This window comes from Paenibacillus pinihumi DSM 23905 = JCM 16419 (genome assembly GCF_000422505.1).
Taxonomy (GTDB): Bacteria; Bacillota; Bacilli; order Paenibacillales; family Paenibacillaceae; genus Paenibacillus_D; species Paenibacillus_D pinihumi.
This window is the reverse complement of the sequence record NZ_KE383868.1, coordinates 290,538-316,574: the sequence shown is the minus strand read 5'-3', so window position 1 is coordinate 316,574 and position 26,037 is coordinate 290,538. Positions and strand designations below refer to the sequence as shown.

Sequence of the window (26,037 nt, the reverse complement as noted above, 5' to 3'; positions counted from 1 at the left end):
AGAAAGACAACTGCATAAACGCTCTGTAGCGGGCGATTCTGCCATTCTTTGATGAGCGGCACGATCTTATTCGTCACATTGGAGATCATCGTCGGTGAGACGTCGAGGCCGTACAGCTGTTGCAGGTGGTCTTGAATCTCTCGCGTGCTGACACCTTTGGCGTAAAGGGCAATGATTTGATCTTCAATGCCGGTTACGTTAGATTGGTGCTTCTTGACAACGACAGGTTCAAACTCGCCTTGACGGTCCCGTGGCACCACGATTTCCTGCTCGCCGTATTCGCTCGCGATCGTTTTCTTGCTTTTTCCGTTACGGCTGTTCGTGGTCTGTTTGTTTTTTACGTCGTGTTTCTCGTAGCCCAGATGGGTGTCCAGTTCCGCCTCAAGCATCTCTTGGATCGTCTCCGCAAAGAGGTCTTTGAGTGCGTTTTGGGCGTCCTGAGCGGTAACTAGCTTGTTCTCCTTGATAAATGCCCGAAGTTGTTCTTTTGACCACAATCCCATGTGTGCTCCCCCAACCTTTCTGTTACTTTCATTTTAATAGGTTTTGGAGTTTACACAATTAATTTTACAGACTCTCCTGTCCATATAAAAAAATGATTATTATAGGCAGGACCGGTTTATTTTTTGTTTTAACCAAAAACGTTGAAAAATATAAAAAAAAGTTGAATTAAGATATGTATTTACATTTGAATAAAAGTTAAAATTTACATAAATTACTTTTTTCCTAAATTACAAAAAAAATCTAAAGGAGAGTTGGTATTGGATCACTTTCTAACAAGTAATTTATTTTTTAGTTATATGAATTGCCGCAAATCACAAATTTTAAGATTATTAAATAAGACAATATCTGTGGATTCATTTTTCTACAATACTTATGAGACCCCAAATCGTATTTACAAAGAAATTTTTATTAATAATGAAAATGGATGGAGCTATCCATGGGATATCAATTTTGAAGAACAAGGAATATGTCAAAAAGTAGAAGTTTATAATGATTTTAATTCGGCAGAGACTGATTTAATGAAGACGCTGGGTGATAAATTAGAAGTTTATATTTGGATTCGAAATAAATATATTCCCCATATGAAACAAACACAAAGCCACCCGGACGGTATACATTCAATCACACTTACACAATTTCACAATGACCAGTATCAAGTTGTAGACTACCCTTTCGAACATATGTATTCCTCAGATATTATTAAAGCAGCTTTTAATAATACCCCGAAAGAAATTAGAACTTTAACATATATTTCCCTAGACAATTATTATCAAGATAGTTCTGCTGCTCAAAGATATAATAAAAATTTTCAAGAAAAAATATTGAATTCAAGAGATGAGTTTGATTCTTACGATGCTTTAATACTGAAGTTTGAGAAAAAAGATAATCTTGAGCAGCTTATCAATCGTTCAATTCAGTTTCTAGGAGTGATCAGCCTATCAAGAGCATTAACAGGAATTTTTATGGAGAGTAATCAATATTCAGAGGCTGCTGTTCAGGGTATCACAGAGATTTCAAAAATGGCTGAAATTATGAAAAACTATTTTCTCAAAATATCTGTAAACCCCAAATTATTTAATAAAGAACAATTAATAGAGAAATTTTCTAAATTAAAAAAATTAGAAATTAATTTTTTTAATATGATGGAGTTAGAAATTTTAACTGGAATTAAAACAGAGATGAAAAAAAATGTCATTGAACCAATCACCAATCTAAAAGTCCTGGGTCAATCAGACACCAGTGTATTAATAGGATGGGGAGATGAATCAGGAGAACATCAATTAATTGATTATGAAATTTATATTAATGATAAGTTTATTGGGAGTACTACTTCGCATCAATATTTAATTGATAATTTGAACCCGCATAGCCAATATGAAGTTTCAATTATAAAAAAACAATTACAACAGAAAAGTGATCCGGTAAGTATTACAACTTTAACTGAGAAAATATTGACTTCAGGGAATTTGGCTCTGTACAAGCCTGTGTATGCGTCTTCTATTGAAGGAGAAGAGTTTACTTTCATTCACGTCATTGATAACAACCCTAGTACTAGATGGAGTAGTCAGTATACGGACAATGAGTGGATATATGTAGACTTGGGAATGATAAAAGAAATATCTAGAATACGGCTTCATTGGGAAGGAGCCTGTGCAAGCGAATACAAAATTGAATGCTCAGAGGATGCTTTAACTTGGAAAGTAATAAAATACGTTCAAAATGGGATAAAAGGGGTTTATGAAGTCAATAACTTAGATATTCAAACCAGGTTTGTAAAGATTACTGGTATAGCAAGGGCAACCATTTTCGGTTATTCATTGTGGGAATTATCTGTTTTTAACTGAATTATAAAGACTAAGATTATATGTTAAATTTGGTTTTTTGCCGCGCTTTGCGGCTTTTTTTATTCTTCCATTCTCTATTTAAATAAAGCTCCTGAGACAGATTGATGATTCTTATTACCTGCTAGGCATATCATTCGATTTTTGATAACATGGGACAAAAGAAAGGTGTTGACGGAGGGCTGGCAGTGAAGAAAATTCTCGTAAGCGATGACGATGCAAATATTCGCACGCTTCTCAGACATGTGCTAACCAGAGAAGGCTATCTGGTGCAGGAAGCTGCGGATGGTGTAAAAGCGGTAAAGTTGCTGCAGGAGGAACGGATTGACCTGGCTGTTGTTGATGTGATGATGCCGCATATGGATGGTCTTGAGCTCTGCCAATACATTCGGGAGGCCTATGATATTCCGGTCATTCTGCTTACAGCGAGGCAGCAGTTAAGTGATAAAGAGCAAGGCTATATGCGGGGGACGGACGATTATTTAACCAAGCCTTTCGAACCGGATGAGTTGTTGTTCCGGATTAAAGCGCTGTTTCGCCGTTATTCGGTCGCCTCTGGTGATATTATCCGTCTGAATTCGCTGCTCATTGACCGCAAAAATTATGAAATCCGGGATGGGGCTGAGATATTGCTGCTTCCGGCGAAGGAATTCGAACTGCTTGCCCAACTGGCCCAATATCCAGGCCGATTGTTCTCTAGAAGTGAGCTTATTGAGCTGGTCTGGGGTGCAGATTATACGAAGGATGAGCGGACTGTAGATGTACATATCAAAAGAGTGCGTGAGCGCTTCGCGCCGTATCAGGGTGATTTTAACATTCGCACCGTCAGGGGAATTGGCTATAAATTGGAGTTGATAGGCCCGTGAGATCACTCTACGTCAGAATGTGCCTCATTTTCTGTTCGGTTATTATGATTAGCAGCCTGCTTGGTTTTTTGGCATCCAATCTCTATTATCAGGTAAAGATCAAGCCGCAAAATGATGCGAAGGTGACGAGCATGGCCCGGCAAATCCAGCAATTTATTGACACGCATCCTGATGCGTGGGATGAATATTTGTCAACAACGGCGGCGCTTGGATACAAAATCTATTTGACAGACGGCAAGGGCGGAGATCACATTTACGGCAAGCCGTTTCGGGTCATGGACCTGGAGCAGGCGAATATCATTAAGGTTCTGTCCGGCAAGGTATACCATGGTATTGCTGAATTTCCAAGCAAACCGTTCATTACCGGATTTTTTGACAATCAGCTGCAAAACTCGGTCGGCGTACCGATTCAGGTCAATAGGGAGCCGCATGCGCTTTTTCTGCGCCCGGATGCCGAGGTTCAGTTTGGCGAGCTTAGGGTCTTTTTCTCTCTCATACTAGGTTTGACCGTATTATTCAGTATGGGCTTCGTCATTATGAGTGTGCTTCATGTGGTGCGTCCGATTACCCGGCTTACGGAGGCGACAAAACAGATTTCCAAAGGACGATACGATATTCAGCTGAATACAAGGCGCCGGGACCAGATTGGACAACTAGCCTCCCACTTCATGGTGATGAGCGGCGAGCTTGAGCGGACGAACCGGGCGAGGCAGGAATTTGTGGCGAATGTCTCTCATGAGATTGAATCGCCGTTGACATCGATCCAGGGTTTTGCCCATGCGCTCAAGGATGACAGACTCCCGGAGGAGCAGCGGCTTCAATATCTCGCGATTATCGATGGGGAGAGCCGACGGTTGTCGCTGTTGAGCAAACAGCTGCTGACCTTATCCTCATTGGACTATGATCCTGAGGCATTGCAAAAGAACAGCTTTGACCTGCGTGCCCAGCTCCGCCAGGCTGTTCAGAGCATGGAGTGGCGGATAGCAGACAAACAGCTCGCTGTGCGGCTGAATTTGGAGGAAATGAAGGTTAGCGGCGATTCCAATCTGCTGTATCAGGTGTGGATTAATCTTTTGTCTAATGCAGTCAAATATACGCCAGCAGGAGGATCGGTGGCATTGACAGCCAAGGCAGCAGGTGACAGCTGTGTTGTCACCGTAACGGATACCGGGGAGGGCATTGCCAATGAGGAGCTGCCGATGATTTTTGACCGGTTCTATAAGGTCGATCGCGCCCGCACGCATGAAACACAGAGCAGCGGGCTCGGACTTGCCATTGTGAAAAAGATTGTCGGGGCCCATCACGGAACGATAGAGGTGTCGAGTACAGTCGGAGCGGGGACGACATTTACGGTAAGGCTGCCGATTGTACTGGTCACAGGGCACTCTTGAGTGAAATTACAATAACAGAAAACAGAAGCGTACGAAGACAGGTCTAATCCTCTTCGTACGCTTTTTGCTTGTTCAACGAAATGGTTCACCGATGCTTACTGCGGACACTTATACCCATGCCATCTATTGGCTCAGTACCAGGGAGTTGGTCGATTGTCTTGGTGTATGCCCCTTTTTGCTCCAAAACAAATTCATTGAAAAAAGAAATAATAGCCGTATTAATAACCTGATGCCTAATTGCGATATCAGCCTCATTAAAGTGAATCGGAACATCACTGAAAGTAATATGATTAGCTCCATTGACCTTAATAAAGGATTTGTAACCCTCCAGAACACGAGCCAAATACTGCTGGCCTTCCATTGTTCTACGAGCCATGACTTCATTCCAGCCGTCATTTATTAGCATCTCATAAGTGGAGGAGTGCTGCCGCATAAGCATCACAGGCGTAGTAACCCGTGAAATACCGGAACCCAGAAGATGAAGGCTTGGATCTGCTAAAATTCCTGCTTTAATAAGCCCGTTATTGTTTAAGGATCTGAATACTGCCGCCCCGCCCAAGGAATGTCCGATTAGACCAATTCTCTGTACATCCAATTTATTTTGCAGCAGCGGGTCGGTGGTATTTAGTTCGTTCAAAGCATGCAGGACATAATGGATATCCCGGGTTCTGACGTCTGTTAACTTATCCCACTCCACGAAATCATCGTTTTGCAGATCAGCCAGCGGCTTTAGTTGGGGTGCATGTCCGCCATCAGGAAAAACGGTAAATACCGAATCAAAAGTTGCTCCGACAGTCAGCACAATAAATCCATTTATCACAAGATTGGAAACATTAAACCAATACATATCTCTTTCTATGCCAAATGCAGGTGAATAAATAATGACCGGGTACAGAGCTTCACTTGCTATTCTGGCATTTAAATGGACGTTTGTCTTTAAAGTGTTCAAATAGGAGAAATCAACGCCCATATTTTTAAAAAATTCAGCCGCAATCTCCAAGCCGGGATCAAACAATTCGGGATATACAGGTTCGTGATCCAAGCTGGCTGAATCCACAGACGGATAATAAATGCTGATCATAAAACGCCGTTTTGTTGCATCTTCCGTAAAAGGATTAGCCCGATTTGTATCTGTCATCATGCGTACACTTCTGCCGATTCTCATGAATAACCGCCCCCAAGAACAATTCATACATTTCTATAGATACCATTAATTCCCCTCCGGAATCAAGCGAATATCAATGGCGACAGTCTGTAAACCTCTTATATTCACGGATAAATTGTGCCGGGGTTTGATATTAGCACACCATGCAGCCTCTGCCGGCGATATGGTTGCTGCGGACCTGCTGCTTATGGGCGGAGAGATTGAGTGCCGGGATTGTAATCTAAAATTCATTTTCCGTTCATTTTCGCTTCCTAAACTAAAGCCATACAGATGTGGAAGGGGAGATGATGTATGTTTTTAGCTTTACGGGAAATGCGGCATGCGAAAGCCAGATATATGCTTATTCTGGTTATTATGCTCCTGGTCTCCTTTTTGGTGCTGTTCGTAACCGGACTGGCCAAAGGGCTGGCCAATGCGAATATTTCTGCCGTCGAGAATATGCCTGCCGGCTATTTCGCGGTCCAGGAGGATGCCGGACATATTTTCAGAAGATCCATGCTGGGGGAACAGGAGCTGAAGGTGGCCAGATCCGTTGCAGGAGAAGAAGGTGCTACGCCGCTGTCTCTGCAAATGAGCACGATTACCGCAGATGCCGGAGCGGCAGGAGATAAAGGATTAAAAGCGGATGTTACCTTTTTTGCAGTCGATATGAATGGCCTGCTTGCTCCTTCAGGTGTGAAAGGTGAGCGAATCACAAACGAGACAAAAGGACAGGTAATTGCCGATGAGAAGCTGGAGCGCTTAGGCGTGAAAATTGGCAGTTTCATTACAGACCAGTCAACAGGGAAGAGCTTTCAGATCGCCGGTTTTGTGAAAAACAGCTCATTCAGCCATACGCCGGTGGTCTATATGAATCCGCAGGATTGGCTTGAATTTCGACAGGGGACAGCGGGCGGCCAGGGGGCGGCGGCTTCCTTTAATGTGATTGCACTCCATATCACTGCCGAGCAGGCAGCAGAACTGTCAGGGAAGCTTAATCATGCCGAAGTGATAACCAGGCAGCAAGCAGTCTCCAGCATTCCGGGATACTCCGAGGAGCAGGGCTCGCTGATGATGATGATTGTATTTCTGTTTGTCATTGCTGCCTTCGTACTGGCTGTATTTTTCTACGTCATCACCATTCAGAAGACCAGCCAGTTCGGTATTCTGAAAGCGATGGGAACCAAAATGTCCTACCTCGGCTGGAGTGTAGTGGGACAAGTTATGATTCTGTCTGCAGGAAGCCTTGCCGTAAGTCTGCTGCTTGTACTGGGCATGAATATGGCGCTCCCGGCTTCGATGCCATTCCGTCTTGAGCCGCTTACGATCGTGGGGACGAGTCTGTTGTTCATCGGCATGTCCTTGCTCGGGTCGCTGGTGTCGGTCATACGGGTTGCCAAGGTAGATGCACTGGAAGCGATAGGGAGGGCGAACGCATGAGTGCCAAACTGATTATGAAGCAGGTAACGAAAACCTATGGGGACGGTGCAGCTACAATGTCCGTTCTGAACAAGCTCAATCTCGAGGTCAAAGGCGGCGAATTCGTAGCGGTGCTCGGTCCATCGGGCTCAGGGAAGAGCACCTTTTTGTCCATCGCAGGAGCGCTGCTTACCCCCACAAGCGGCGAAGTGGCCATCGACGGCGAATCGCTCAAGGACAAAAGCAAGGGGGAGCTGACCCGGCTGCGGCTGGAAAAGATCGGATTTATGTTTCAAAGCGCCCAGCTTCTGCCGTACCTGAAGGTGGAAGAGCAACTGCACTATGTGGCCAAACTGGCAAAGCTTGATGCGAAAGAGTCACGGGAACGGGCATCCTACTTGCTTAAGCGGCTCGGAATCTGGGAGCGAAGGGATCATTACCCTGAGAAGTTGTCCGGCGGGGAGAAGCAGCGGGTAGCTATTGCCAGAGCCTGGATGAACAAACCGGCAATCCTTTTCGCGGATGAGCCGACTGCCAGCCTGGATTATAAGCGGGGCAGGGAGGTCGTCAGCATGATTGCCGATGAAGTCAAACAGGAAGGCAAGGCGGCGGTTATGGTTACGCATGATGAACGAATGCTGGAATGGTGCGACCGTGTGCTGCGGCTGCAGGATGGCGTGCTGATTGACATGTAATGAAGCAGATATAGAGTCCAAAGATACATTCCAAAGATAAGCGTTGAATTAACTATTTAGCTTCGTTCCGCGTTACCATTATGAGTGATGATCGGACATTGATTCCTTTGACTAAGATCTCATTCAAATTTTTTTAGTATTTCTATATTCGAAATATGACATTGAAAAAAGGATGAATGATTGATTTCAATTCGTATATTACCATGGATAACATTGAGCACATCATTGTTATCCGTATAATTAATTTGTTCAATGCTTATTAAAAACTCACTGACTCTATTCGTTTTATTGATCAACTTTATGGAGCTTTGAATATGATTAGAGGGCGCTATATTACTAAAGAAAGAGTACAGTGTATTTTTACTTTCTTCACTTATTTCCAAATCATTAAGCTTACCTCCAATAGATTTTTCAATAGTGTCCTTCACTAGTAATTCAGGACATTTAATTTGCTGAAAGAAATATATTGAACCTAACAAGATAACGATGAATAAAATAGCAAATAAAGAATATCTAATTAATATTTTGTTCACTTTAATTATTCCTTCCAATATAAAGTAATGTCATCTGTTTTCTCGCTCATTCTCAGGATTTTTAAATTTCACTGTTTAAGAGGTGCTGATGGAGAATATGGCTGCACCACGATTTACTGTAAGAGCGTAGACGGGAAACAGAGTTTGGAATCGGATTCTGGCTCCTGGTAGATATTATGTTATATAGATAATACTTTATTATCATTAGAACAAAAAGGACCTAATGGGTCCTTTTTGTTCTAATATGGGAAGCTTCCTAACGCCAATAACTTGTACCTGCTGTTGAATAATAGTTAGTTACAGCACTTTTTAAAGACCCGTTGGAATACACTACCTCAACTCCCGCAAATGCACCAAAACGCTACTCCGTCTGCAAAAGGAATCCAAGGTCATTCCTACGATTTGCTGATCAGCCATATTACGATTGTATTTTCGCACCATACAAATTTTAATTTAAAAAATTAACCATTTTTGATCTATTTTAGACATGGTTCTGAGAAAAGTCCCCCTAAATCGTAGAAATCACCACCTGTCCCTGTCAAAAAACTTTCATTATAATCAAGAGAGAAGACCATATACTTGCATTAGGGAGGCGATAAGCATGAAGATTTCGATTGGAGGCTATTCGTTCAACAACACATACCTGGAAGGCAAGATGGACATATTCGGATATTTGGAAGCGGTTAAATACCGCTACAGGCTGGATACAGTGGACCTGTGGAACGGATTTTTCATCGACCGCAGCGCCAGTCCAATCATGACACTCGCTGATGAAAGCTATATTCGCAAAATTCGTGAAGCGCTGGATGAAAAAGAAATGACGGTTGTCAATTTCGCCATCGACGGCGCCCACATATGGGACCCGGACCCGGATATGCGAAAGTTGCTCCATGAGAATGCGATCAAACATCTGCGTGCAGCAGAAATTCTCGGCGCAAAGACGGTCAGACTCGATACGGGAGGCTCCTTTAAAGAGGCTGAGCCCATGAGCGAGGAACAATTTGAATGCGTTGTCAAACGCTATCAGGAGTATGCGCAGCGCGCGGCGGATAATGGTTACACAATCGGGCCGGAAAATCATATGGGCGCTTCGCTGCTCCCGCGAGAAATGAAACGGCTTGCGGAAGCCGTCGATCATCCGTCCTATGGCATATTGCTTCATATCAACAGATGGAGGGAAGACCAGGCTGAGGGCGATGCGCTTGTTGCCCCATGGGTAGTGCATACGCATTTCGACGCGGGTACGGCCGATTTGCCTGATGCTGCCGGCAAGATCAGGCTACTACAGGCAGCGGGGTATGACGGCTATTGGGGGATCGAGCATAATGCTCCAAGCAACCAGTATCTTGAGATGGAGCTTCTTATCAGCAAGGTGAAGAAGATTATATCGGATTCGGCTTCTTAATACGCAGGCATAGGCAACTGGAATTATTGAGCATGAACCAGCAACTTCATAATGGAACGGGAGGCTGTCAATACGTATGAACACTCAAGCGCAAGCGCCAATTCGCATTGGACTTATTGGCACGGGTCAAATCGGCAAAATGCATCTGGACCGCTATAAGGATATTCCGGGGGCGCAGGTCGTAGCCGCTTGTGATATCTATGAGCAGGAGGTCAAGCGGGTAGGAGAGCTTTACAACATTCCTCATACGTATACGGATTTTCGCAAGCTGCTGGAAAGAGACGATCTGGATGCTGTAGATGTCTGTCTGCACAACAACTTTCATGCTCCGGTTACGATTGAAGCATTGCGCGCGGGCAAGCATGTCTATTGTGAAAAGCCGATTGCCGGTTCATATGCAGACGGCAAAGCGATGGTTCAAGCCGCGAATGAAACGGGTAAAATGCTTCATATCCAGCTTGGAACGTTATACCGCAAGGAAACAAAAGCGGCCAAGACACTCATTGACGACGGCAAGCTCGGCAGGTTGTATCATGCAAGATCAACCGGATTCCGGCGGAGGAACCGCCCGTTTGTAGACGGCTACGGCACCCCTCATTTTACCCGCAAGGAAACGGCTGCTGGTGGTGCGCTGCTGGATATGGGCGTATACCACATTGCCCAGATGCTTTATTTGCTTGGAAATCCGGAAGTAACGCGAATTAGCGGCAAAGTATATCAGGAGCTTGATATGCTGGAGGACCGCAGACAGCAGAGCGGATTCAACGTAGAGGAGCTTGGCATCGGCCTGATCAAATTCAAGGGCGGTCTGACACTCGATCTGATTGAAGCATGGGCCATTCATGCAGGGGGCTTTGAAGGAGGAACCGTTTTTGGCTCGCAAGGCGGACTTAAGCTGCCGTCGGAAGGGCCGGGCGGGGAGAAGGTTCCGTTTACGTATCATACAACGGTAAGCGATATGGATATCGACAGTACGATTAACCTGGATCTGATGGATTTACGCTGGCACCGCCTCCGTGAGCATGAAGATGCGTATGATTCCTCACAGCATCACTGGATCGCTGCCTTGCAGGGGCGGGTGCCGCTGCTGGATACCGCTGGCATTGCGCTCAGAACGATGCTCATTAGTGAAGGGATTTACTTGTCAGATGGAGAGGATCGTGAAGTGACGGCTGATGAGGTGGATGCTTTGTCGGTCTCCCAGGCCGTTACCCTCTAATTCGCAAAGGAGTTGTGCTTCATGTCTTCTGTAGCTGCGCCACCGGAACAGGAAGGGAAATTGCCCCCAAGCCGGGCGGATACCCAAGCGGAAATACGCTCGGCAGGCACGATTAAGGCTTTTAATTTCTTCGTCTATGGGGCGATTGCCGTATACAGCACCTATTTTCCGCTTTACCTGCAAGGGATCGGCATGTCCAAAATCCAGATTGGCGCACTGCTGGCCGGAGGACCGTTCATCTCTTTGCTGGCCAATCCGTTCTGGGGATACTGGAGCGACCGGCTGCGCAATATCAAGCGTATGCTGTTGCTCATGCTGATTGGCAATCTTCTGGTCATGCAGGCCGTATTCCAGCTCGGAAGCATCCCGTTTATTTATGGGGCAATGCTGGTGTTCTTTTTCTTTCAGATGCCTCTCTTTTCGCAAACCAACAGTCTGATCTTAAACAGTATTGAGGGAACACGCCATAAGTTCGGCGCATTCAGGCTGTGGGGATCGTTAGGATGGGCGCTGCTCGCGGTCGGAAGCGGGCCTGCTGTGGCCGCTCTCGGGGTTAATCGGCTGTGGGTCGTTTATACCCTGCTTATGCTGGTTTCAATTGGCTTTGCGCTAGCCTTGCCCAAGGGAGAGAGCAAAAAGAAAGAGGGATTCTCCAACTCCGGTTACGGAAAAGTATTTACCAACCGCGCCTTTTTAATGCTGGTTTTGCTTGGCGTGCTGATTTCCGTGCCCAACTCGATGAATATGACCTTCGTCGCCATCTTTATTTCGGAAATGGGAGGTAAAGAAGCGTTAATCGGCTGGTCTGCTTTTTTGTCGTCGATCTTTGAGATTCCGATTTTTTTGCTGCTCGACCGCTATTTGAAGCGGAATGTCAGCACCATGGTTGCAGGTTTGATCATCATCAGCGGCTTATTCACACTTCGCTGGCTGCTGATGTCCGCCGTGGCCGATCCGTATATGGTCGTATGGATTCAAGGACTGCATTGCCTTACCTTTGGCGGTTATTATTACATCGGCACCCAGTTGACCTCAATGTTAGTGCCGGCTGAATTCCGTTCAAGCGGCCAGGCAGCCTATGCGCTGACTTGGGGCGGGTTATCCGGAATCGTGGCTGGCATTGCCGGCGGCTGGCTGTTTCAGGAGATGGGTCCGCAAGTGATGTACCTCGTCGGAGCGGGCATGTCCGTGCTTGGAATCATTGGTTTTATCGTCATGTATCGTTTGGTGAAAAGGAAAAATTAGTTATTGACGGCGCTTTTTCATTGTGTATAATATAGTGAAATAGCATATGAAGGCTTTCTAGGGTTCCGCAGCAAGCAATTGCCGGTCTGGTCCGAGAGAAAGCCCGCAGTCCAATGGACTGTGCCACGGAGGGATAAAAGCCTGGGAGATAGCTGCATGCATGCAGTCTATTTCCCGGGCTTTTATTTTTATTTCCGCTGGAGAAGCTAATAAAAAACTGTATTGAAGGGGAGTGGCAGGTATGAACAAAACCTGGACGGCAGTAATAATTGCTGCCATTTTTGAGGTGGGCTGGGTTATTGGCTTGAAGCATGCAACCAGTTTTTTGGAATGGACCGGCACAATTATTGCAATTATTATCAGCTTTACGTTAATGATTATGGCTGCGCGTACTCTTCCGGTCGGAACGGTATATGCCGTGTTTGTCGGATTGGGTACAGCAGGTACAGTGCTGGCAGAAATCCTGTTGTTCAATGCTGAGGTTCAGGCTGCGAAGATTGCATTGATCGGCTTGCTGCTGATAGGCGTCATTGGTCTGAAATTGCTTAGCAAGGAGAAGAAGAAAGAGGTGAGCAGCTAATGAACTGGGTATTTTTGATACTGGCAGGCGTTTTTGAAATGATCGGGGTCCTGATGATTAATAAATTATACAAAGACCGCAACTGGCAAGCCTTCGCCATGCTGGTCGCCGGGTTCGGACTAAGCTTCCTTTTCTTGTCCTGGGCAATGGAAACCCTCCCAATGGGTACAGCTTATGCTGTGTGGACGGGGATCGGCGCATCCGGCGGAGCGATACTGGGGATGATCTTCTATGGAGAACCCCGGAATGCATTAAGAATTCTTTTTATTGCGATGGTGCTTGGAGCGGCTGTTGGCTTGAAGCTGGTAAGTTAATAAATTCACATGTATCACACATCAATCCTTCTTGCGGGCATATATGCTACAATGGCATTAAGTGAAAATCAGGAGGGGTTTATGATGAAAACAACGGTACTTTTCGGGCAAATTTTAATGGGGATTAGCGCATAGTTGCCCCTAAACTGCGTACTTTCCCTATAAGAAAAGGGGAAGCTGATTTTGAAAACATTTATGCTTCAGCAGTACGATTACCATGTGTGGGCAAACCGTAGAGTTTGTGAACATTTGCAAGAGCTCACGGAGGTTGTATACCGTCAAGAAATGGTCAGTGTGTTTCCTTCGATTTACGATGCAATGGTGCACATCTATGTGATTGATTCAGGTTGGCTGTCATTTTTCGCTTCAGGCGGGATTACGGAGATGACTGCCGAATATGTGGAGGGACTAAAGTCATCCATTGATGTTCTGGTTGCGGAAACGGAAGGCAAGGGTATTGAAGAGCTGGGCGGGCTAATGAATGATCTGGCTGTGCGTTTCCGCAAGTTTATAGCAGAGCATGAGGATTTGGGAGCCATCTATCCTTCCGGAGAATTTCAGGCAAGCTGTCAGGATTATATTCAGCATGTCGTCAATCATGGAACCTATCATCGCGGCAACATAACCGCCATGCTACGGCAAAATAGCCTTCCCGGCATACCTACGGATTACGGTTATTACTTGTATACTTTAAGTCAAGCGGTTTCGTCTTAACCAGGTTCAGAACAAGGAGTTGACTGCCACTGGCAGTCGCTACGAATTAGCCTGTTCCGGTGATACGTCTAACCAAATAGAACGTGAAGCAAGGGCTTCCCGACAGTCATGGTGACTGGGGGAAGCTCTTTTGCGAATTGTATTCTAACTGAAATGGGTGCGCATTTCGGATAAAAAGGCGGATAAGGCTGGTGTCATTAAGGTATCCTTACGCCTGATAAAGACGGTTGTAACAATCGTTTGCCGATCCTGTAATTCATGGCAGCGGATTTTGCCCTGCTGCACCGCCTCGGCTACGATGGAACGGGGCATCAGAGAGATCCCAAGGCCTGCGCCTACACAGCCAATAATGGTTTCAAGCGAGCCGAACTCCATCATTTTTATCGGCAACAGCCCTTCTTCCTGAAGCAGCTGAAGCAATTTGGCTCTGTAGGCACAGCCGGTTTTAAAGACGAGCAGCTTTAACAGCTTCACATCATGGAGGGAGTTGACCGACGAATGCGAGAGCGGAGTGACGATCACCAGTTCCTCGTCGATCACATTTTCCTGAATCAATTCAGGATGCTCCACAGGACCGGCTACGAATGCCCCGTTCAGCTCATAATGGAGCACCGCTTGAAGGCTTTGCTCAGTAGGGCCTGTGGCCAAAGACAATTCAACATCCGGGTATGTTGTATGGTAATGGGCAAGCAGCTTCGGCAGCCGAACTGCAGCGGTCGTTTCCATAGATCCGATATGGAGCGGCCCCGAGGGGATGGCGGAGTCTCCGACGGCTGCTCTGGCCTCATTGTTACATGCAATATTTTTTCTGCATACGAGAGCAGAATTTGCCCGGAAGGGGTCAGTGTAATGCCCCTGTTGTGGCGATAAAAGAGCTGTGTCTGCAAATCAGCCTCCAGCTGTTGGATTTTATGCGTAACGTTCGATTGGACAAAATTCAAACGTTGCGCAGCTTTGGAAATGCTGCCTTCCTGGGCTGTAGCGAAGAACACTTTCAGTAATTGAATATCCATCTTGGCCTCCTGCAATGTTTGGCTATCTGTTATTTAGATATCCGACATCATGATTCTGTATTATACATGATAGCAGAAATGGTTGTATGATCAATGGGCACACAACAGAAAGGAGGAAGGCCATGAAGGGACGGACGATGACTGTATTGCTGGGAGGCATAGCTTCTCTCATGGTTGCTATGGGAATTGGAAGGTTCGCCTTTACGCCCGTCCTCCCGATGATGATGGATCACAGTCTGTTCTCTGCCGAAGGTGCAGGTTATCTGGCAGCAAGCAATTATTTGGGGTATCTGATCGGGGCACTAGTGCTTACGCTGATCCAAGTAAAAAACCGGTCCGCGCTGCTGCTCGCAGCCCTGATCGCCAGCATAGCAACGACTTGGGGAATGGGTGAATTCCATACCCTTGAGCCCTGGATTCTGCTCCGTTTTTTATCCGGTTGTGCCAGTGCGGTTGTCTTTGTGATTGCATCAGGCATTGTACTGGAACGGCTGTCAGCACTTCAAACCGGCATTTTTTACGGCGGGGTGGGAGCCGGTATACTGCTGACCGGAGTAGCGGTTCCGCTGCTTGCATATGACGGAAGTTGGGTCATCGTATGGAAGGGACTCGGAATCATTAGCCTTATTCTGGGATTGGCGGCATGGTATTTGTTGCGGGACAGCCGTACAGTTACAGCAGCGCCGGATGCCCCGAAGAGCATTCATCCTGCAGGTGTCCGCCGCATTCTAATCTGTCTGAGCATTGCCTATGGCCTGGAAGGACTGGGCTACATTGTGACCGGGACTTATCTTGTAGCATACGCCAAGACAGTTTCAACCATCCCTAATTTTGCAGCCCTTAGCTGGATTTTTGTCGGGCTTGCCGGAATTCCTTCTTGCATCGGCTGGTCTGCGCTCGCTTCCCGGTGGGGCAAGAAATGGACTTTGACTGCGGCTATGATATTGCAAGCTGCAGGCATTGCAATTCCTGTGGTGATTCCTTCTACAGCTTCCATCATCGCAGGGGCGATTTTATTTGGTGCAACATTTATGGGGATTACGATGTTGTTCGTGTCGTATGGGAAAGAGCTGTACCCGCAAGATAACCGCAAAATTGTGGGCTTGCTGACGGCCTGCTTTGGACTCGGGCAGATCGTAGGACCACTCGTTGCAGGGATACTGATTGAGGGAAGCAGCAGCTACATGACCGCTCTGATTGGTGCAGCAATTATCGTTTTTCTGGGGGCAATCAGTTTGCCGATAGGTATTGGAAATAGGAATGGAAAAAATAGATATACTAAACAAAGGAGAGAATCGATATGAATTTTCAAGATAAAGTGGCCGTCATCACAGGTGGAAGCAGCGGTATCGGGAAAGCAGCGGCAATTGAACTGGTCAAACAAGGGGCAAATGTCGTAATCAATGGACGACGTGAAAATCTGCTGGCGGAAGCTGCGAAGGAAATCGATCCTACAGGCGCACATGTGGCGTATGTTGCAGGGGATATAGCCGATCCTCAAATTGCGGAACGTTTGATAGCTGAAGCTCTTTCACGCTTCGGACGCCTGGACACACTCATCAATAATGCGGGCATTTTTATTGCAAAATCATTCACAGACTACTCGGCAGCCGAGTTTGATTCGGTATTATCCGTTAACCTGGCCGGGTTCTTCCATGTGACACAACGCGCTGCTGATGTGATGCTGAAGGCGGGTTCCGGCCACATCATCAACATTACGGCCAGCGGTGTAGCCGAGCAGCCGATCAAAGCTGTACCTTCCGTTCTTGCAGCCTTGACCAAAGGCGGCCTGAGTGCAGCGACAAGATCGCTTGCGATTGAATATGCCGATAAAGGAATTCGTGTAAATGCAGTTGCCCCGGGAGTTATTAAAACTCCCATGCATCCGGTAGAAACCCATGACTTTTTGGCCAAACTGCATCCGGTGGGCCGAATGGGTGAAAATCAGGATATTATTGAAGCGATTGTGTATTTGGAGGCTTCGAAATTCGTAACCGGAGAGATTCTTCATGTTGATGGCGGTCAAAGCGCAGGACAGTGGTAAAAAATATTCCGTAAAGGGGATGACGAAGATGCTGTATGAATTGCGGATTTATGATGTGGTACCCGGAAAAATGCAAACGATTTTGGACCGCTTCCGGGATCATACCATTCAGATTTTTGCCAAGCACGGGATGAAGGTTACCCAATTTTGGGTAGATGCGGACGAGACGAAGAACCGGCTGTATTACGTGTTGGAGCACCCTGATGCAGCTTCTCGTGAACATAATTTCAAGGCATTCACGGAGGATCAGCAGTGGCTGGATCTCAAGGAGCGAACCGAACAGGCAGGTCCATTATATGAGAAGATCGAGACCATTTACATGCACAATGCTCCTTTTTTTAATTGATTGTTTTCCAATTGAACAATCAGCGAGAGCACTATAATAGCGGAAGAGAACAATTTAAAAACAAGCCATTCCCTTGACTTGAATCAAAGGGGATGGCTTGTTTAATCAGCGCTGGCTGTCATTGGTGAGTAAATTGCTGAAACTCTGGCTTTATAGTCCTTGGCTAAGTCCTAATAACTGTTCCTTAACATTTACATTACTTAATCCGCCATGATAGCAAACCACGGATGCAATGTCGAAATTTTGATGGAGAGCAAACAGGGCTTAATACAAGGCGGATGCTGGCAGGGGAACTGCTCCCCGATGCCGGCAGTATTGCGTGGCTGCCGACTGTCCGGTGCGGATATTTGCGCCAGCATTCAGAGCTTCAGCCTGGCACAACAATTTTGCAATGTCTGCAGGGAGCGTTCGCTTCACTTTATGAGACTGAACGCAGCATGATGGATATTGCGGAGAAGCTCAGTCAGCGGACGGAGGATATGGATATTCTGCTTCTGGATGAGCCGACGAACTATCTTGATGTGGCACATATTGAGTGGCTGATTGCGTACATGAAGCGGTATGAGAATGCTTATGTCGTGGTTTCGCATGATGAGCGCTTTTTGAATGTGCTCGTTCTCGATGAGCCGACCAATCACCTGGACGTTCCAGCCAAGGAAGCACTTGCCAAGGCGTTGGCCAGTTATAAGGGAACAATCTTGCTGGTATCTCACGAGCCTGAATTTTATGAGGAATGGATAACCGCAGTGTGGCGGGTGGAGGATTGGAAATAGGAGATACTTGCTGCAAAGTTAAGAAGGGCTTGAACCATTAAACAATCCGCTTGAAAGATTGAAGTGATGAATCTCTAAAAAACAGGGAAGCGAACCATAAAAGATTCGCTTCCCGCTACCTGTGTATGTAATTTCAACGGTTCAATTATTCATCATACTCCCATTTTATCACATTTGTCGCTTTGCTAATGATTTTACCCTTCGTATTAATATAATAGGCCTCTTTACCTTTATATACGATTGCCTGGCCATTACTAAAGTTAGTTGCAGATTCATAGTTCTGACCCCAACCGTCAAGTTTGACAGTGGCTTGAACTTTCATCGTTTTGTTGCCACTATTTATATATTCATAGGGCTTAATTTTTTTCTCTTCTCCAGTTTTAATGGAGATGGTCTGTTTGACTTCCGGTGCAGCATAAATGGTTGAAGGGACAGATACACCGAATAACAGTATGAACACTATAAGGAAACTTAAAATCTTTGCATGGATCCTTTGCACTTATTAACCCCCATTAGTAATTCTTTTTTTCGATTATACAGCAAAATACCTAAAACTGAAGACAATTTTTTACATGATATAGTGCTTTAGTCCTTTCATATGCTAAACAGGTTAGCACCCATTTTAGAATAGGAATGTAAATTGTGAGACAGGAATGGGCAAGCAAATTGACGAATATGCCTTAAAAGGCGTTTAGAAAAAAGCTGCTTCGGGGGAATTAAAGCAAGACTAGTCCTAATATTCCTCATAATCCTATATGAACATACATATTTAGAGAAAATTTTCTATTATGACTTTGACAAATTGCTTATTTAGCAGTAGGATGTACAATAAAAAGGAGAATTAGGCTTCATGAGTATTCCAAAAACATTAACAATTGCCGGTTCGGACACGAGCGGCGGGGCTGGCATTCAGGCCGACCTCAAAACTTTCCAGGAGCTTGGCGTTTACGGCATGACTGTACTGACAACTATCGTAGCTATGGAGCCTGAGACATGGAACCATCTGGTGTATCCTGTTGAGCTTCATATTGTAGAAGCGCAGCTTCGTACTGTGCTGGACGGCATCGGCTTCGATGCAATGAAGACCGGAATGCTCGGATCAACCGATATTATCGAGCTTGTGGCTTCCCACCTGAAGCGGACTGAAAGAAAAGGCATAGTCATTGATCCGGTTATGGTATGCAAAGGTACAGATGAAGTGCTGCAGCCAGAGAATACGGATGCGATGATTAAATATTTGATTCCGGGTGCAGATCTGGTAACACCTAACCTGTTCGAAGCTTCGCAGCTGGCGAAGACCGGTCCAATCCGTTCGCGCGAGCAAATGCAGCAGGCAGCAGCTATTATTCAGGAGCAAGGCGCCAAGCACGTACTGATCAAGGACCGCGGTGTAATTGAGCCAGGCCGGGCTATTGATCTGCTGTATGATGGAAGCACCTTTGACTGGCACGAAGCTGATGTTGTACAGACGACCTATACGCATGGGGCAGGCTGCACGACATCCGCGGCAGTTACAGCAGGGCTGGCAAAAGGACTATCGGTTAAAGATGCTGTTCGTGAAGGCAAAGTCTTCATTACGAAGGCGATCGAAGGCGGCTTTCCGCTGAATAAATTCGTAGGACCGACACTTCATGCCGCTCATCGGCTGTAAGTCGATTGAATCGAATTCAAGTTATTTTAATCGCTTTGCCTAGTTTATGATCCAGGCTGTATGGCAGCAGATTTCTGTTGCTGTGCAGCCTATTTTTAGGTTCATCTATTGCGGGTGGTGCAGCCTCGCCATCCCTTCCTTAGACGAAATAACGCACAGCAGATAACAGCATAATCACTGCGATGCCAAAACATAACCTCATCAGCCATTTATCCTGACGGTCAAATATATTCATGATGTTTCTCCTTTCACATAACTCGCGTTAAACAAAAATAACCGAAGCAGCAGCGCCAATGCCGGAATCAGCAATACAAGTCCTGCCACAAATGCAATGACCAAAGCGCGTCCCATTACCGGATTGGTGACACTGCTTGAAAGCGTCAAATACGGATAGAGCAGGTAAGGGAGATGGGATATCCCATAGCCAAAGAACGCAAAGGCAAACTGGAGCATGACCAAGATAAAGGCTGTTCCATAATTTTTACGGTGCCAAATCAGCCAGATGGCAACGATAAAGCTGGCCAGTGAAAGTGCAAACATCCACCATACATCAAGCGTGTGCCGGAAATGATCCAGGTTATGGTTGCGCAGCGCAATAAAGACGAACAAGCTGGAAATTATCGTAGGTACACCGCCCCAAATCGCAAAGGTCCGCAGCCATTCGAGCGCCCGCTTGTCACCTGCATAATGCGCATAATACGTTAAAAATGTCGAGCTGATAAACAAAACACTGGAGACAGCCAAAAATACAACCGCCCATGAATAGTCGCTAAAAAACAACTCCTCCATAAGCAAAGAAACGGAGCCTTCGTGAACCGTCAAAAAACCGCCCTCCGAAATGGTAAATACCGTCGATAAGGCAGCCGGAATGAACAGTCCAGTTGCTCCATAAGCCAACAGATACAGGTTGCTTTTTCTGGCCCCGTAATTGGCAAAAGCATAGAAGGAGCCCCGAATCGCCAGGAGAATCAGCGCAATGCTGCCGGGAATGAGCAGGGCGGTTCCGTAGTAATAAGCCGTCTCTGGAAAGAAGCCGACAATCCCCACGAAAAAGAAGACCAGAAATACATTGGTCACTTCCCATACCGGTGATAAATATCGGGAAATCACGGGGCCAATCACAGTCTCAATCCCGATAACCCTGCCGTAATAGGCATAAAATCCGGCTCCAAAATCAATGGATGCCACGATCAAATAGCCGTACAGGAAGATCCATAAAACCGTGATCCCAATCTGCTCAATCGTCATCTGCATCTCCTCCTTACAAAATAATTCGGCGTTCTTCAAGCTCCAGCTCAGCCGGCTTATTGCGGAACAGCCGGCCGAGCACCACGAGGCAAACAATGCCTAACAGGAGATACAACGCGGCGAACAGCCAGAACGTAATCGGGGTATTGGGATTCGTCGTAGCTGCTTCGGCTACACGCATATAACCTCTTAAAATCCATGGCTGTCTGCCGACTTCGGCGTAGAACCAGCCAAGCTCGATCGCAAGCAGGGAGAAGGGCCCGCCTGCAAGAATAGCTCCCAGTATCCAGCGGTTGTATGTATTCCATCGCTTTACTCTGCTGATTAACAGAAACAGAACAGGCACGGCCAGCAAGTAAAACCCGATGCCGACCATGGCATCAAATAAATAATGGACATAAAGCGGAGGCCACTCGTCCCGCGGGAAATCATTCAAACCGACAACAACTCCATTCGGATCATGCGAGGCCAGCAGGCTAAGGCCATAAGGGATCTTAATGGCCCCCGTGATCTCATGAGTAATAGGGTCCAAATGGCCTCCAATGACCAAGGCTGCCTGACTGCCGGTCTCAAAATGCCATTCGGCTGCTGCCAGCTTCTCAGGCTGCTTTTCAAACAGGAATTTGGCGGAGATATCCCCGAACAATATCGTAGCTGCCGCCAGAATAAGTCCGGTTATCATATTGAGGCGGATCGATTTTTTATTGTAATCGTTATTTCGTCCTCTCAGCATGGAAAAGGCTGCAATCATGCCGAGTATAAAGGCGGACGTCAGATAGGCAGAGGATAAAACATGCGCTACCTTGGAGGGCGTAGCCGGATTGAACATGGCTGCCAGAGGGTCAAGATTAATCAGCCTTCCATTCTCAAGCGTAAAGCCTTGTGGCGTATTCATAAAAGCATTAACCATTGTAATAAACAATGCCGATGCCGATGACCCGATAATAATCGGCAGGGTCAGCAGCCAATGCCGATACGGATTGGAGAACCTGTTCCAGGTATACAGATAGATGCCAAGAAAAATCGCTTCGAAGAAAAATGCAAAGGTCTCCAAAAAGAGGGGGAGACTGATCACATTTCCTGCAAAACGCATAAACTCCGGCCACAGCAAGCTAAGCTGAAGTCCAATGCATGTCCCGGTTACAACGCCAACTGCAACCGTAATGACAAATCCCCGCGTCCAGCGTCTTGCCATAAGGGTGTAATGGGGATCCTTTTTGCGGATGCCGATCCATTCGGCAATAGATATAAAAATGGGGATGCCCACTCCGATTGTTGCGAACAGAATATGAAACGCAAGTGTCATTTCTGTCAAATAGCGGCTCCAGTTCAGCTCACTCATCCTAACCTCTCCTTGTCTCCATAAGCAATGCATGCCTAAATATCCAAAACTTCTTTTATTTAACATGCCGGACTTTTCCAAAAAGTATGCATGCTTGTAGTTTTGACTTTCAGGGTCAAGATTTTGTTGACAGATGTTTGAGACAAACATATACTTAACAAAGTGGTTAATTAACCATTATGTTAAATATTTGCGGAACCCTTTTAAAAAACAGACGGGAGGAACTTGCATCATCAGTTGAACGAATAAAAAAAGTATCATGTTTGTGCACTTCAAAAAAACTATACAAGGCAGGTAATTCAATATGGCAACTGTATTATATATCACGGCAAATCCGGGCAATGAAGAGACTTCTTACAGCTTGGGAGTAGGACAAGAGTTTGTAAGGGAGTACCGGAGTGCTAATCCGGAGGATGAAGTCATTCATCTTGATCTGTTCAAAATGGGGATTCCGCACTTGGATAGCGATATTTTTGCAGCATGGGGGAAATTGGGGTCAGGAATAGATTTTAATGAGTTGACAGATACAGAAAAGATTAAACTATCACGTCTAACTGAACTTGTAGACCAATTTGTTGCTGCAGATAAATATGTATTTATAAGCCCGATCTGGAATTTTTCTTTTCCCACTGTGATGAAGGCTTATCTGGATGCTTTATGTGTCGCGGGCAAAACGTTTAAATATGTTTCCGGTCAAGGCAGAGTCGGCTTGCTGCAAGATAAAAAGGCGATTCATATTCAAGCAAGCGGAGGTGTATTATCAGGAGACTCCATCAATGCCGACTGGGAAATGGGACACCGGTATTTGCGCATCATCATGGATTTCTTCGGAGTGCCCAGCTTTGAGGGCATCTTTGTGGAGGGCACAGCAACTGCTCCGGAACAAGCGCAGACGATCAAAGAAAATGCCATTCAAAAAGCCCGTCAAATGGCCAGCTGCTTCTGATATGTCTACTAATAGTCTTCGCAGGCGCAGGCCAGCTTGACAGTGAAATGTACCCGTTTTATAATTAAACACATGGTTAAATATAACGATGAATTATTAAATGATGTGTTTCATGTTCTTTCCGACCCGACTCGGAGAGAAATCATCCGGCGTTTGGCGGATGGTGAAAAGACAGTCATGAGCCTGGCTGAACCATTCGAAATGTCATTGCCCGCTATTTCGAAGCATCTCAAAGTATTGGAAACTGCAGGGGTTGTTTCCAAGAGAAAGGAAGGGACGTTTCGTTATTACAATGTGAACCCTGACATTGTGGATAGCGCTAAAGAATGGTTAATGGATTTGAGCAAGTTCTGGCCGGAGCAGCTCAATAACCTTGAGCAATTTCTGAACCAAAACTCTAAAGACCGTTAACGGAGGCGCTATTCATGATAACGATGCAAAACGGGAAGTTTCTGCTTGCCGTCCACCATATTTACCGTACTGACCGGGAACGGGTTTTTCAGGCCTGGATAGTCAAAGAGCAGTTGGAGCAATGGTGGGGGCTAAAAGGATTCAAGACAACGATTGAACAGATGGACGTTTCTCCAGGGGGCAAGTACAGGTTTGTCATGCAGGCGCCGAATGGCTTCGCTCACGTATTGGAGGGTCATTATGTGGAAATCGTCCCGAACGAAAAGCTTTCATTTACCTGGCATTGGGTAAATGAAGTGGATGCTGAAGAAACACTGGTCACGATTCAATTTCTGGATAAGGAAGGTCAAACGGAGCTTATTCTGAATCACACCAACTTTTCTACAGAGAAAGAAGCGAAACGGCACAACAAAGGATGGAAAAATTCTTTAAATTCCGGCTTGTGCGATTATATCCACTAATTCAACAGTAGTAACTTTAGTTGACTGAACCGGTATTCACAGAGAGGCTATAAGCTCTTGTCATGATGAACATGAGCTTATAGCCATTTTTTATTATATAATCAGCTTTCCAGTTCTAAAGCAAATTCGGAACGGGTGCCAATTCTCAAGGAATCCCGAATGGATAGCAATTGCTCATAGCTGCGTACGACCTCATCAGCAAGGGACAAGTCCTGATTTCCGGAACCGGGATTATGGTAACCGACACAGCGTATGCCTGCACTTTTGGCAGCCCGCACACCATTACGCGAATCCTCAATTACGAGACAGGAAGCAGGTTCTACGCCAAGCAGACCGGCTGCATGGAGAAAAATATCCGGAGCAGGCTTGCCGTGCGCAACTTCCTCACCGGTGACGAAAGCATCAAAGTATATGCCAAGTCCGGTTTTATCCATAATGAGCTCAATAAGCGCCTTGGGTGAAGAGGAAGCGACCGCAAGCGGAATATTTTGTGTCTTCAACCAGCTCAGCCACTTCCCGACATCGGGTATAGGCTCCAGACGTTCATAGCCTGACATCGTGGTCATGACATTACCCTTGTGATAGCTTAAGGCGTCTTCCAGTGTGCAGTCCAAAGGCTTTTTGCCCAGCACCTGCTGCCACATCGATTCCAGCGTTACACCAACAAAAGTATGATGCTCTTCTTCGGTTACATCTGCACCGAAATGGTTAAAGGAGCTTCGTTCAATTTCAAAATAGATTGGCTCACTGTCGATCAGGACTCCATCCATATCGAAGATGACCGCTTTTATCGGAGCTTCTTTCCAATCAGTTTCATTCTGAAGCTTCATGCTCATCTCTCCTTGACAGTTTGAATGTTGGAACCGCTGGTGCTGCAAAAACTCAGCCGGATTGAAGAATGACTTTAATGGCTTGGGAAGAAGGATTCAGCGTACGCTCGCCAATATTGCACCCCAGTGCATGAAATGCCTCTTGATACTGGTCCAGAGGGAACGTGTGCGTAATAATTTTTTGCGCTGGAACAATGTTTTGCTCAATCATATACAATGCAGTTGCGAATGTGCCCAGGGAATCAATGGAGCCGATAATTTTCAGGCTGCGGTCCACAACTTCCTTCGGATTAAAGGAACTGGTTCCGTCTCTCAAGCCCACAAGCATCAAGTAGCCGCCATGCGCCAGGTTGGACAGCACCTGAGTACCGACGACACCTGTCGTATCCACAATGAGATCCACCTGATGGCCATCCGGATTGGCAGCCTGAACCGCAGAGTCAAATGAACCGTGCACTTCCCAGCGTTCAGGGGCTATCCTTTCGGCCAGGGCAAGCCGTTCACTGGAAATATCCACGAGGCTTCCGGCCACACCTTTGGAAGCAAGCGCGTAGCTGTAGAGAATGCCGATTGGTCCGGCCCCGAGGATAATCGCTCTGAAATTGGGCAGCAGCTTAATCTGGTTGATGCCAGTAAGAATGCAGCTCAGTGGCTCGGTTAATGTCGCTGCCTCATAGGTGACATGATCTTTCAATTTATAGAGAAAGCGGTCCTCGGTAATGTAGTAGTCGGTGAATGTTCCATCTGCACTGACCCCTGTTTCCGTGACGGCTTTATGGGTACAATGGTTTTGTCTGCCGGTCCGGCACATGGAGCAATGTCCACAGTAGTACGTCGGATCGATGACGACACGGTCTCCGGGCTGCAAGGTGCTGACTGCTGAACCGATCTTGATGACTTCACCGGCTGATTCATGACCGAGAATAATGGATGATACCGCATGATATTTTCCGCTTATAATGCCAAGATCCGTTCCGCATACTCCAGTTGCCCGGATACGGACAAGCACCTGATGATCCTGTGTAATCTCGGGAACAGGCCTTTCCTCCAGCGCAACATCCCAAGCCGATTTATATACCAATGCTTGCATAGTCAAAACCTC

Annotated in this window: 26 protein-coding genes, 4 pseudogenes and 1 riboswitch; of the genes and pseudogenes, 20 read left to right on the top strand and 10 right to left on the bottom strand. The window is 46.2% G+C overall.

Annotated features, from left to right (window positions below; translation table 11 throughout):
- A partial coding sequence (locus tag H583_RS0129030) for an IS256 family transposase (RefSeq protein ID WP_028563551.1) occupies positions 1-503 on the bottom strand: 503 nt, incomplete at its 3' end.
- A gap of 258 nt (positions 504-761) precedes the next feature.
- On the opposite strand from H583_RS0129030, the gene H583_RS0129025 reads away from it, so the two are divergent.
- From H583_RS0129025 to H583_RS0129015, 3 genes are all read left to right on the top strand, one after another.
- Positions 762-2,348, top strand: a complete 1,587-nt coding sequence (locus H583_RS0129025) for a discoidin domain-containing protein (RefSeq protein ID WP_028563550.1) — start codon at positions 762-764, stop codon at positions 2,346-2,348.
- Positions 2,349-2,533: 185 nt separating this feature from the next.
- The gene (locus H583_RS0129020; protein WP_028563549.1) at positions 2,534-3,211 is read left to right on the top strand and encodes a response regulator transcription factor; all 678 of its coding nucleotides are present in this window, start codon (positions 2,534-2,536) and stop codon (positions 3,209-3,211) included.
- Positions 3,208-4,602 (top strand): sensor histidine kinase, encoded by a 1,395-nt coding sequence (locus H583_RS0129015; protein WP_028563548.1) that lies wholly within the window; start codon positions 3,208-3,210, stop codon positions 4,600-4,602. Before H583_RS0129020 ends, H583_RS0129015 begins: the two co-directional genes overlap by 4 nt.
- 85 nt (positions 4,603-4,687) lie before the next feature.
- Here H583_RS0129015 and H583_RS0129010 read toward each other — a convergent pair whose 3' ends face one another.
- A complete protein-coding gene (locus H583_RS0129010; RefSeq protein WP_028563547.1) occupies positions 4,688-5,767 on the bottom strand; it encodes an alpha/beta hydrolase family protein in 1,080 nt (359 codons plus the stop codon).
- Positions 5,768-6,058: 291 nt separating this feature from the next.
- Here H583_RS0129010 and H583_RS0129005 point away from each other — a divergent pair, with 291 nt between their 5' ends.
- Positions 6,059-7,186: an ABC transporter permease gene (locus H583_RS0129005; protein ID WP_028563546.1), complete on the top strand. Its 1,128-nt coding sequence runs from the start codon at positions 6,059-6,061 to the stop codon at positions 7,184-7,186.
- Positions 7,183-7,860, top strand: a complete 678-nt coding sequence (locus H583_RS0129000; protein WP_028563545.1) for an ABC transporter ATP-binding protein — start codon at positions 7,183-7,185, stop codon at positions 7,858-7,860. Before H583_RS0129005 ends, H583_RS0129000 begins: the two co-directional genes overlap by 4 nt.
- A 119-nt stretch (positions 7,861-7,979) precedes the next feature.
- On the opposite strand, the gene H583_RS0128995 is transcribed toward H583_RS0129000, so the two are convergent.
- Positions 7,980-8,393, bottom strand: coding sequence for a hypothetical protein (locus tag H583_RS0128995; RefSeq protein WP_028563544.1), 414 nt, complete (start codon positions 8,391-8,393; stop codon positions 7,980-7,982).
- Between the two features lie 601 nt (positions 8,394-8,994).
- On the opposite strand from H583_RS0128995, the gene H583_RS0128990 reads away from it, so the two are divergent.
- From H583_RS0128990 to H583_RS0128965, 6 genes are all read left to right on the top strand, one after another.
- Positions 8,995-9,798: a sugar phosphate isomerase/epimerase family protein gene (locus H583_RS0128990; protein ID WP_028563543.1), complete on the top strand. Its 804-nt coding sequence runs from the start codon at positions 8,995-8,997 to the stop codon at positions 9,796-9,798.
- Positions 9,799-9,874: 76 nt separating this feature from the next.
- Positions 9,875-11,017: a Gfo/Idh/MocA family protein gene (locus H583_RS0128985; RefSeq protein WP_036711381.1), complete on the top strand. Its 1,143-nt coding sequence runs from the start codon at positions 9,875-9,877 to the stop codon at positions 11,015-11,017.
- Between the two features lie 21 nt (positions 11,018-11,038).
- Positions 11,039-12,262 carry an MFS transporter gene (locus tag H583_RS0128980; RefSeq protein ID WP_081667647.1) on the top strand — a complete coding sequence of 408 codons (1,224 nt, stop codon included), beginning with the start codon at positions 11,039-11,041 and terminating at the stop codon, positions 12,260-12,262.
- Between the two features lie 46 nt (positions 12,263-12,308).
- Positions 12,309-12,412: riboswitch (guanidine-I (ykkC/yxkD leader) on the top strand.
- 91 nt (positions 12,413-12,503) lie between these two features.
- Positions 12,504-12,842: a DMT family transporter gene (locus H583_RS0128975; RefSeq protein ID WP_028563540.1), complete on the top strand. Its 339-nt coding sequence runs from the start codon at positions 12,504-12,506 to the stop codon at positions 12,840-12,842.
- Positions 12,842-13,156: a DMT family transporter gene (locus H583_RS0128970; RefSeq protein ID WP_028563539.1), complete on the top strand. Its 315-nt coding sequence runs from the start codon at positions 12,842-12,844 to the stop codon at positions 13,154-13,156. The genes H583_RS0128975 and H583_RS0128970 overlap by 1 nt, the downstream gene beginning before the upstream one ends.
- Positions 13,157-13,339: 183 nt before the next feature.
- Positions 13,340-13,870 (top strand): DinB family protein, encoded by a 531-nt coding sequence (locus H583_RS0128965; protein WP_028563538.1) that lies wholly within the window; start codon positions 13,340-13,342, stop codon positions 13,868-13,870.
- A 144-nt stretch (positions 13,871-14,014) separates the two neighbouring features.
- Here H583_RS0128965 and H583_RS0128960 read toward each other — a convergent pair.
- Positions 14,015-14,883: pseudogene (locus H583_RS0128960) on the bottom strand (LysR family transcriptional regulator).
- A gap of 122 nt (positions 14,884-15,005) precedes the next feature.
- On the opposite strand from H583_RS0128960, the gene H583_RS0128955 reads away from it, so the two are divergent.
- From H583_RS0128955 to H583_RS0128945, 3 genes are read left to right on the top strand one after another with little or no spacing between them, the layout of a single operon-like run.
- Positions 15,006-16,187: a YbfB/YjiJ family MFS transporter gene (locus H583_RS0128955; protein ID WP_028563536.1), complete on the top strand. Its 1,182-nt coding sequence runs from the start codon at positions 15,006-15,008 to the stop codon at positions 16,185-16,187.
- On the top strand, positions 16,184-16,927 hold the full coding sequence (locus tag H583_RS0128950; RefSeq protein ID WP_028563535.1) for an SDR family NAD(P)-dependent oxidoreductase: 744 nt from the start codon (positions 16,184-16,186) through the stop codon (positions 16,925-16,927). The genes H583_RS0128955 and H583_RS0128950 overlap by 4 nt, the downstream gene beginning before the upstream one ends.
- On the top strand, positions 16,893-17,273 hold the full coding sequence (locus H583_RS0128945) for an NIPSNAP family protein (RefSeq protein ID WP_245586021.1): 381 nt from the start codon (positions 16,893-16,895) through the stop codon (positions 17,271-17,273). Before H583_RS0128950 ends, H583_RS0128945 begins: the two co-directional genes overlap by 35 nt.
- Positions 17,274-17,423: 150 nt before the next feature.
- Here the strand turns inward: H583_RS0128945 and H583_RS38015 are convergent.
- Positions 17,424-17,516 (bottom strand): annotated as a pseudogene (locus tag H583_RS38015) (MBL fold metallo-hydrolase); the annotation flags it as partial.
- Between the two features lie 32 nt (positions 17,517-17,548).
- Between H583_RS38015 and H583_RS38225 the strand changes: the two are divergent.
- Together H583_RS38225 and H583_RS38220 are read left to right on the top strand one after the other, a co-directional pair.
- A pseudogene (locus H583_RS38225) lies at positions 17,549-17,881 on the top strand (ABC transporter ATP-binding protein); the annotation flags it as partial.
- A pseudogene (locus tag H583_RS38220) lies at positions 17,879-18,046 on the top strand (P-loop NTPase family protein); the annotation flags it as partial. The pseudogenes H583_RS38225 and H583_RS38220, both read left to right, overlap by 3 nt.
- 145 nt (positions 18,047-18,191) lie before the next feature.
- Here the strand turns inward: H583_RS38220 and H583_RS0128935 are convergent.
- Positions 18,192-18,545 (bottom strand): hypothetical protein, encoded by a 354-nt coding sequence (locus H583_RS0128935; protein WP_028563532.1) that lies wholly within the window; start codon positions 18,543-18,545, stop codon positions 18,192-18,194.
- Positions 18,546-18,896: 351 nt separating this feature from the next.
- On the opposite strand from H583_RS0128935, the gene thiD reads away from it, so the two are divergent.
- Positions 18,897-19,697, top strand: coding sequence for a bifunctional hydroxymethylpyrimidine kinase/phosphomethylpyrimidine kinase (thiD, locus tag H583_RS0128930; RefSeq protein ID WP_028563531.1), 801 nt, complete (start codon positions 18,897-18,899; stop codon positions 19,695-19,697).
- A gap of 231 nt (positions 19,698-19,928) precedes the next feature.
- Here the strand turns inward: thiD and H583_RS0128920 are convergent, their stop codons facing one another.
- Positions 19,929-20,945 carry a cytochrome d ubiquinol oxidase subunit II gene (locus tag H583_RS0128920; RefSeq protein WP_028563530.1) on the bottom strand — a complete coding sequence of 339 codons (1,017 nt, stop codon included), beginning with the start codon at positions 20,943-20,945 and terminating at the stop codon, positions 19,929-19,931.
- Between the two features lie 13 nt (positions 20,946-20,958).
- A complete protein-coding gene (locus H583_RS0128915; RefSeq protein WP_028563529.1) occupies positions 20,959-22,287 on the bottom strand; it encodes a cytochrome ubiquinol oxidase subunit I in 1,329 nt (442 codons plus the stop codon).
- 304 nt (positions 22,288-22,591) lie between these two features.
- Here H583_RS0128915 and H583_RS0128910 point away from each other — a divergent pair, with 304 nt between their 5' ends.
- Genes H583_RS0128910 through H583_RS34680 form a run of 3 tightly spaced genes read left to right on the top strand, consistent with a single transcriptional unit; the run spans position 22,592 to position 24,105 of the window.
- Positions 22,592-23,233 (top strand): NAD(P)H-dependent oxidoreductase, encoded by a 642-nt coding sequence (locus H583_RS0128910; protein ID WP_028563528.1) that lies wholly within the window; start codon positions 22,592-22,594, stop codon positions 23,231-23,233.
- A gap of 42 nt (positions 23,234-23,275) precedes the next feature.
- Complete coding sequence (locus H583_RS0128905) at positions 23,276-23,644, top strand: ArsR/SmtB family transcription factor (RefSeq protein WP_245586020.1); 369 nt, start codon at positions 23,276-23,278, stop codon at positions 23,642-23,644.
- 14 nt (positions 23,645-23,658) lie between these two features.
- The gene (locus H583_RS34680; RefSeq protein WP_051237189.1) at positions 23,659-24,105 is read left to right on the top strand and encodes an SRPBCC family protein; all 447 of its coding nucleotides are present in this window, start codon (positions 23,659-23,661) and stop codon (positions 24,103-24,105) included.
- A 101-nt stretch (positions 24,106-24,206) separates the two neighbouring features.
- Here the strand turns inward: H583_RS34680 and H583_RS0128895 are convergent, their stop codons facing one another.
- Positions 24,207-24,935 carry an HAD family hydrolase gene (locus tag H583_RS0128895; protein ID WP_028563526.1) on the bottom strand — a complete coding sequence of 243 codons (729 nt, stop codon included), beginning with the start codon at positions 24,933-24,935 and terminating at the stop codon, positions 24,207-24,209.
- A gap of 52 nt (positions 24,936-24,987) precedes the next feature.
- Positions 24,988-26,025: a zinc-dependent alcohol dehydrogenase gene (locus tag H583_RS0128890; RefSeq protein WP_028563525.1), complete on the bottom strand. Its 1,038-nt coding sequence runs from the start codon at positions 26,023-26,025 to the stop codon at positions 24,988-24,990.
- Between the last annotated feature and the right edge of the window lie 12 nt (positions 26,026-26,037).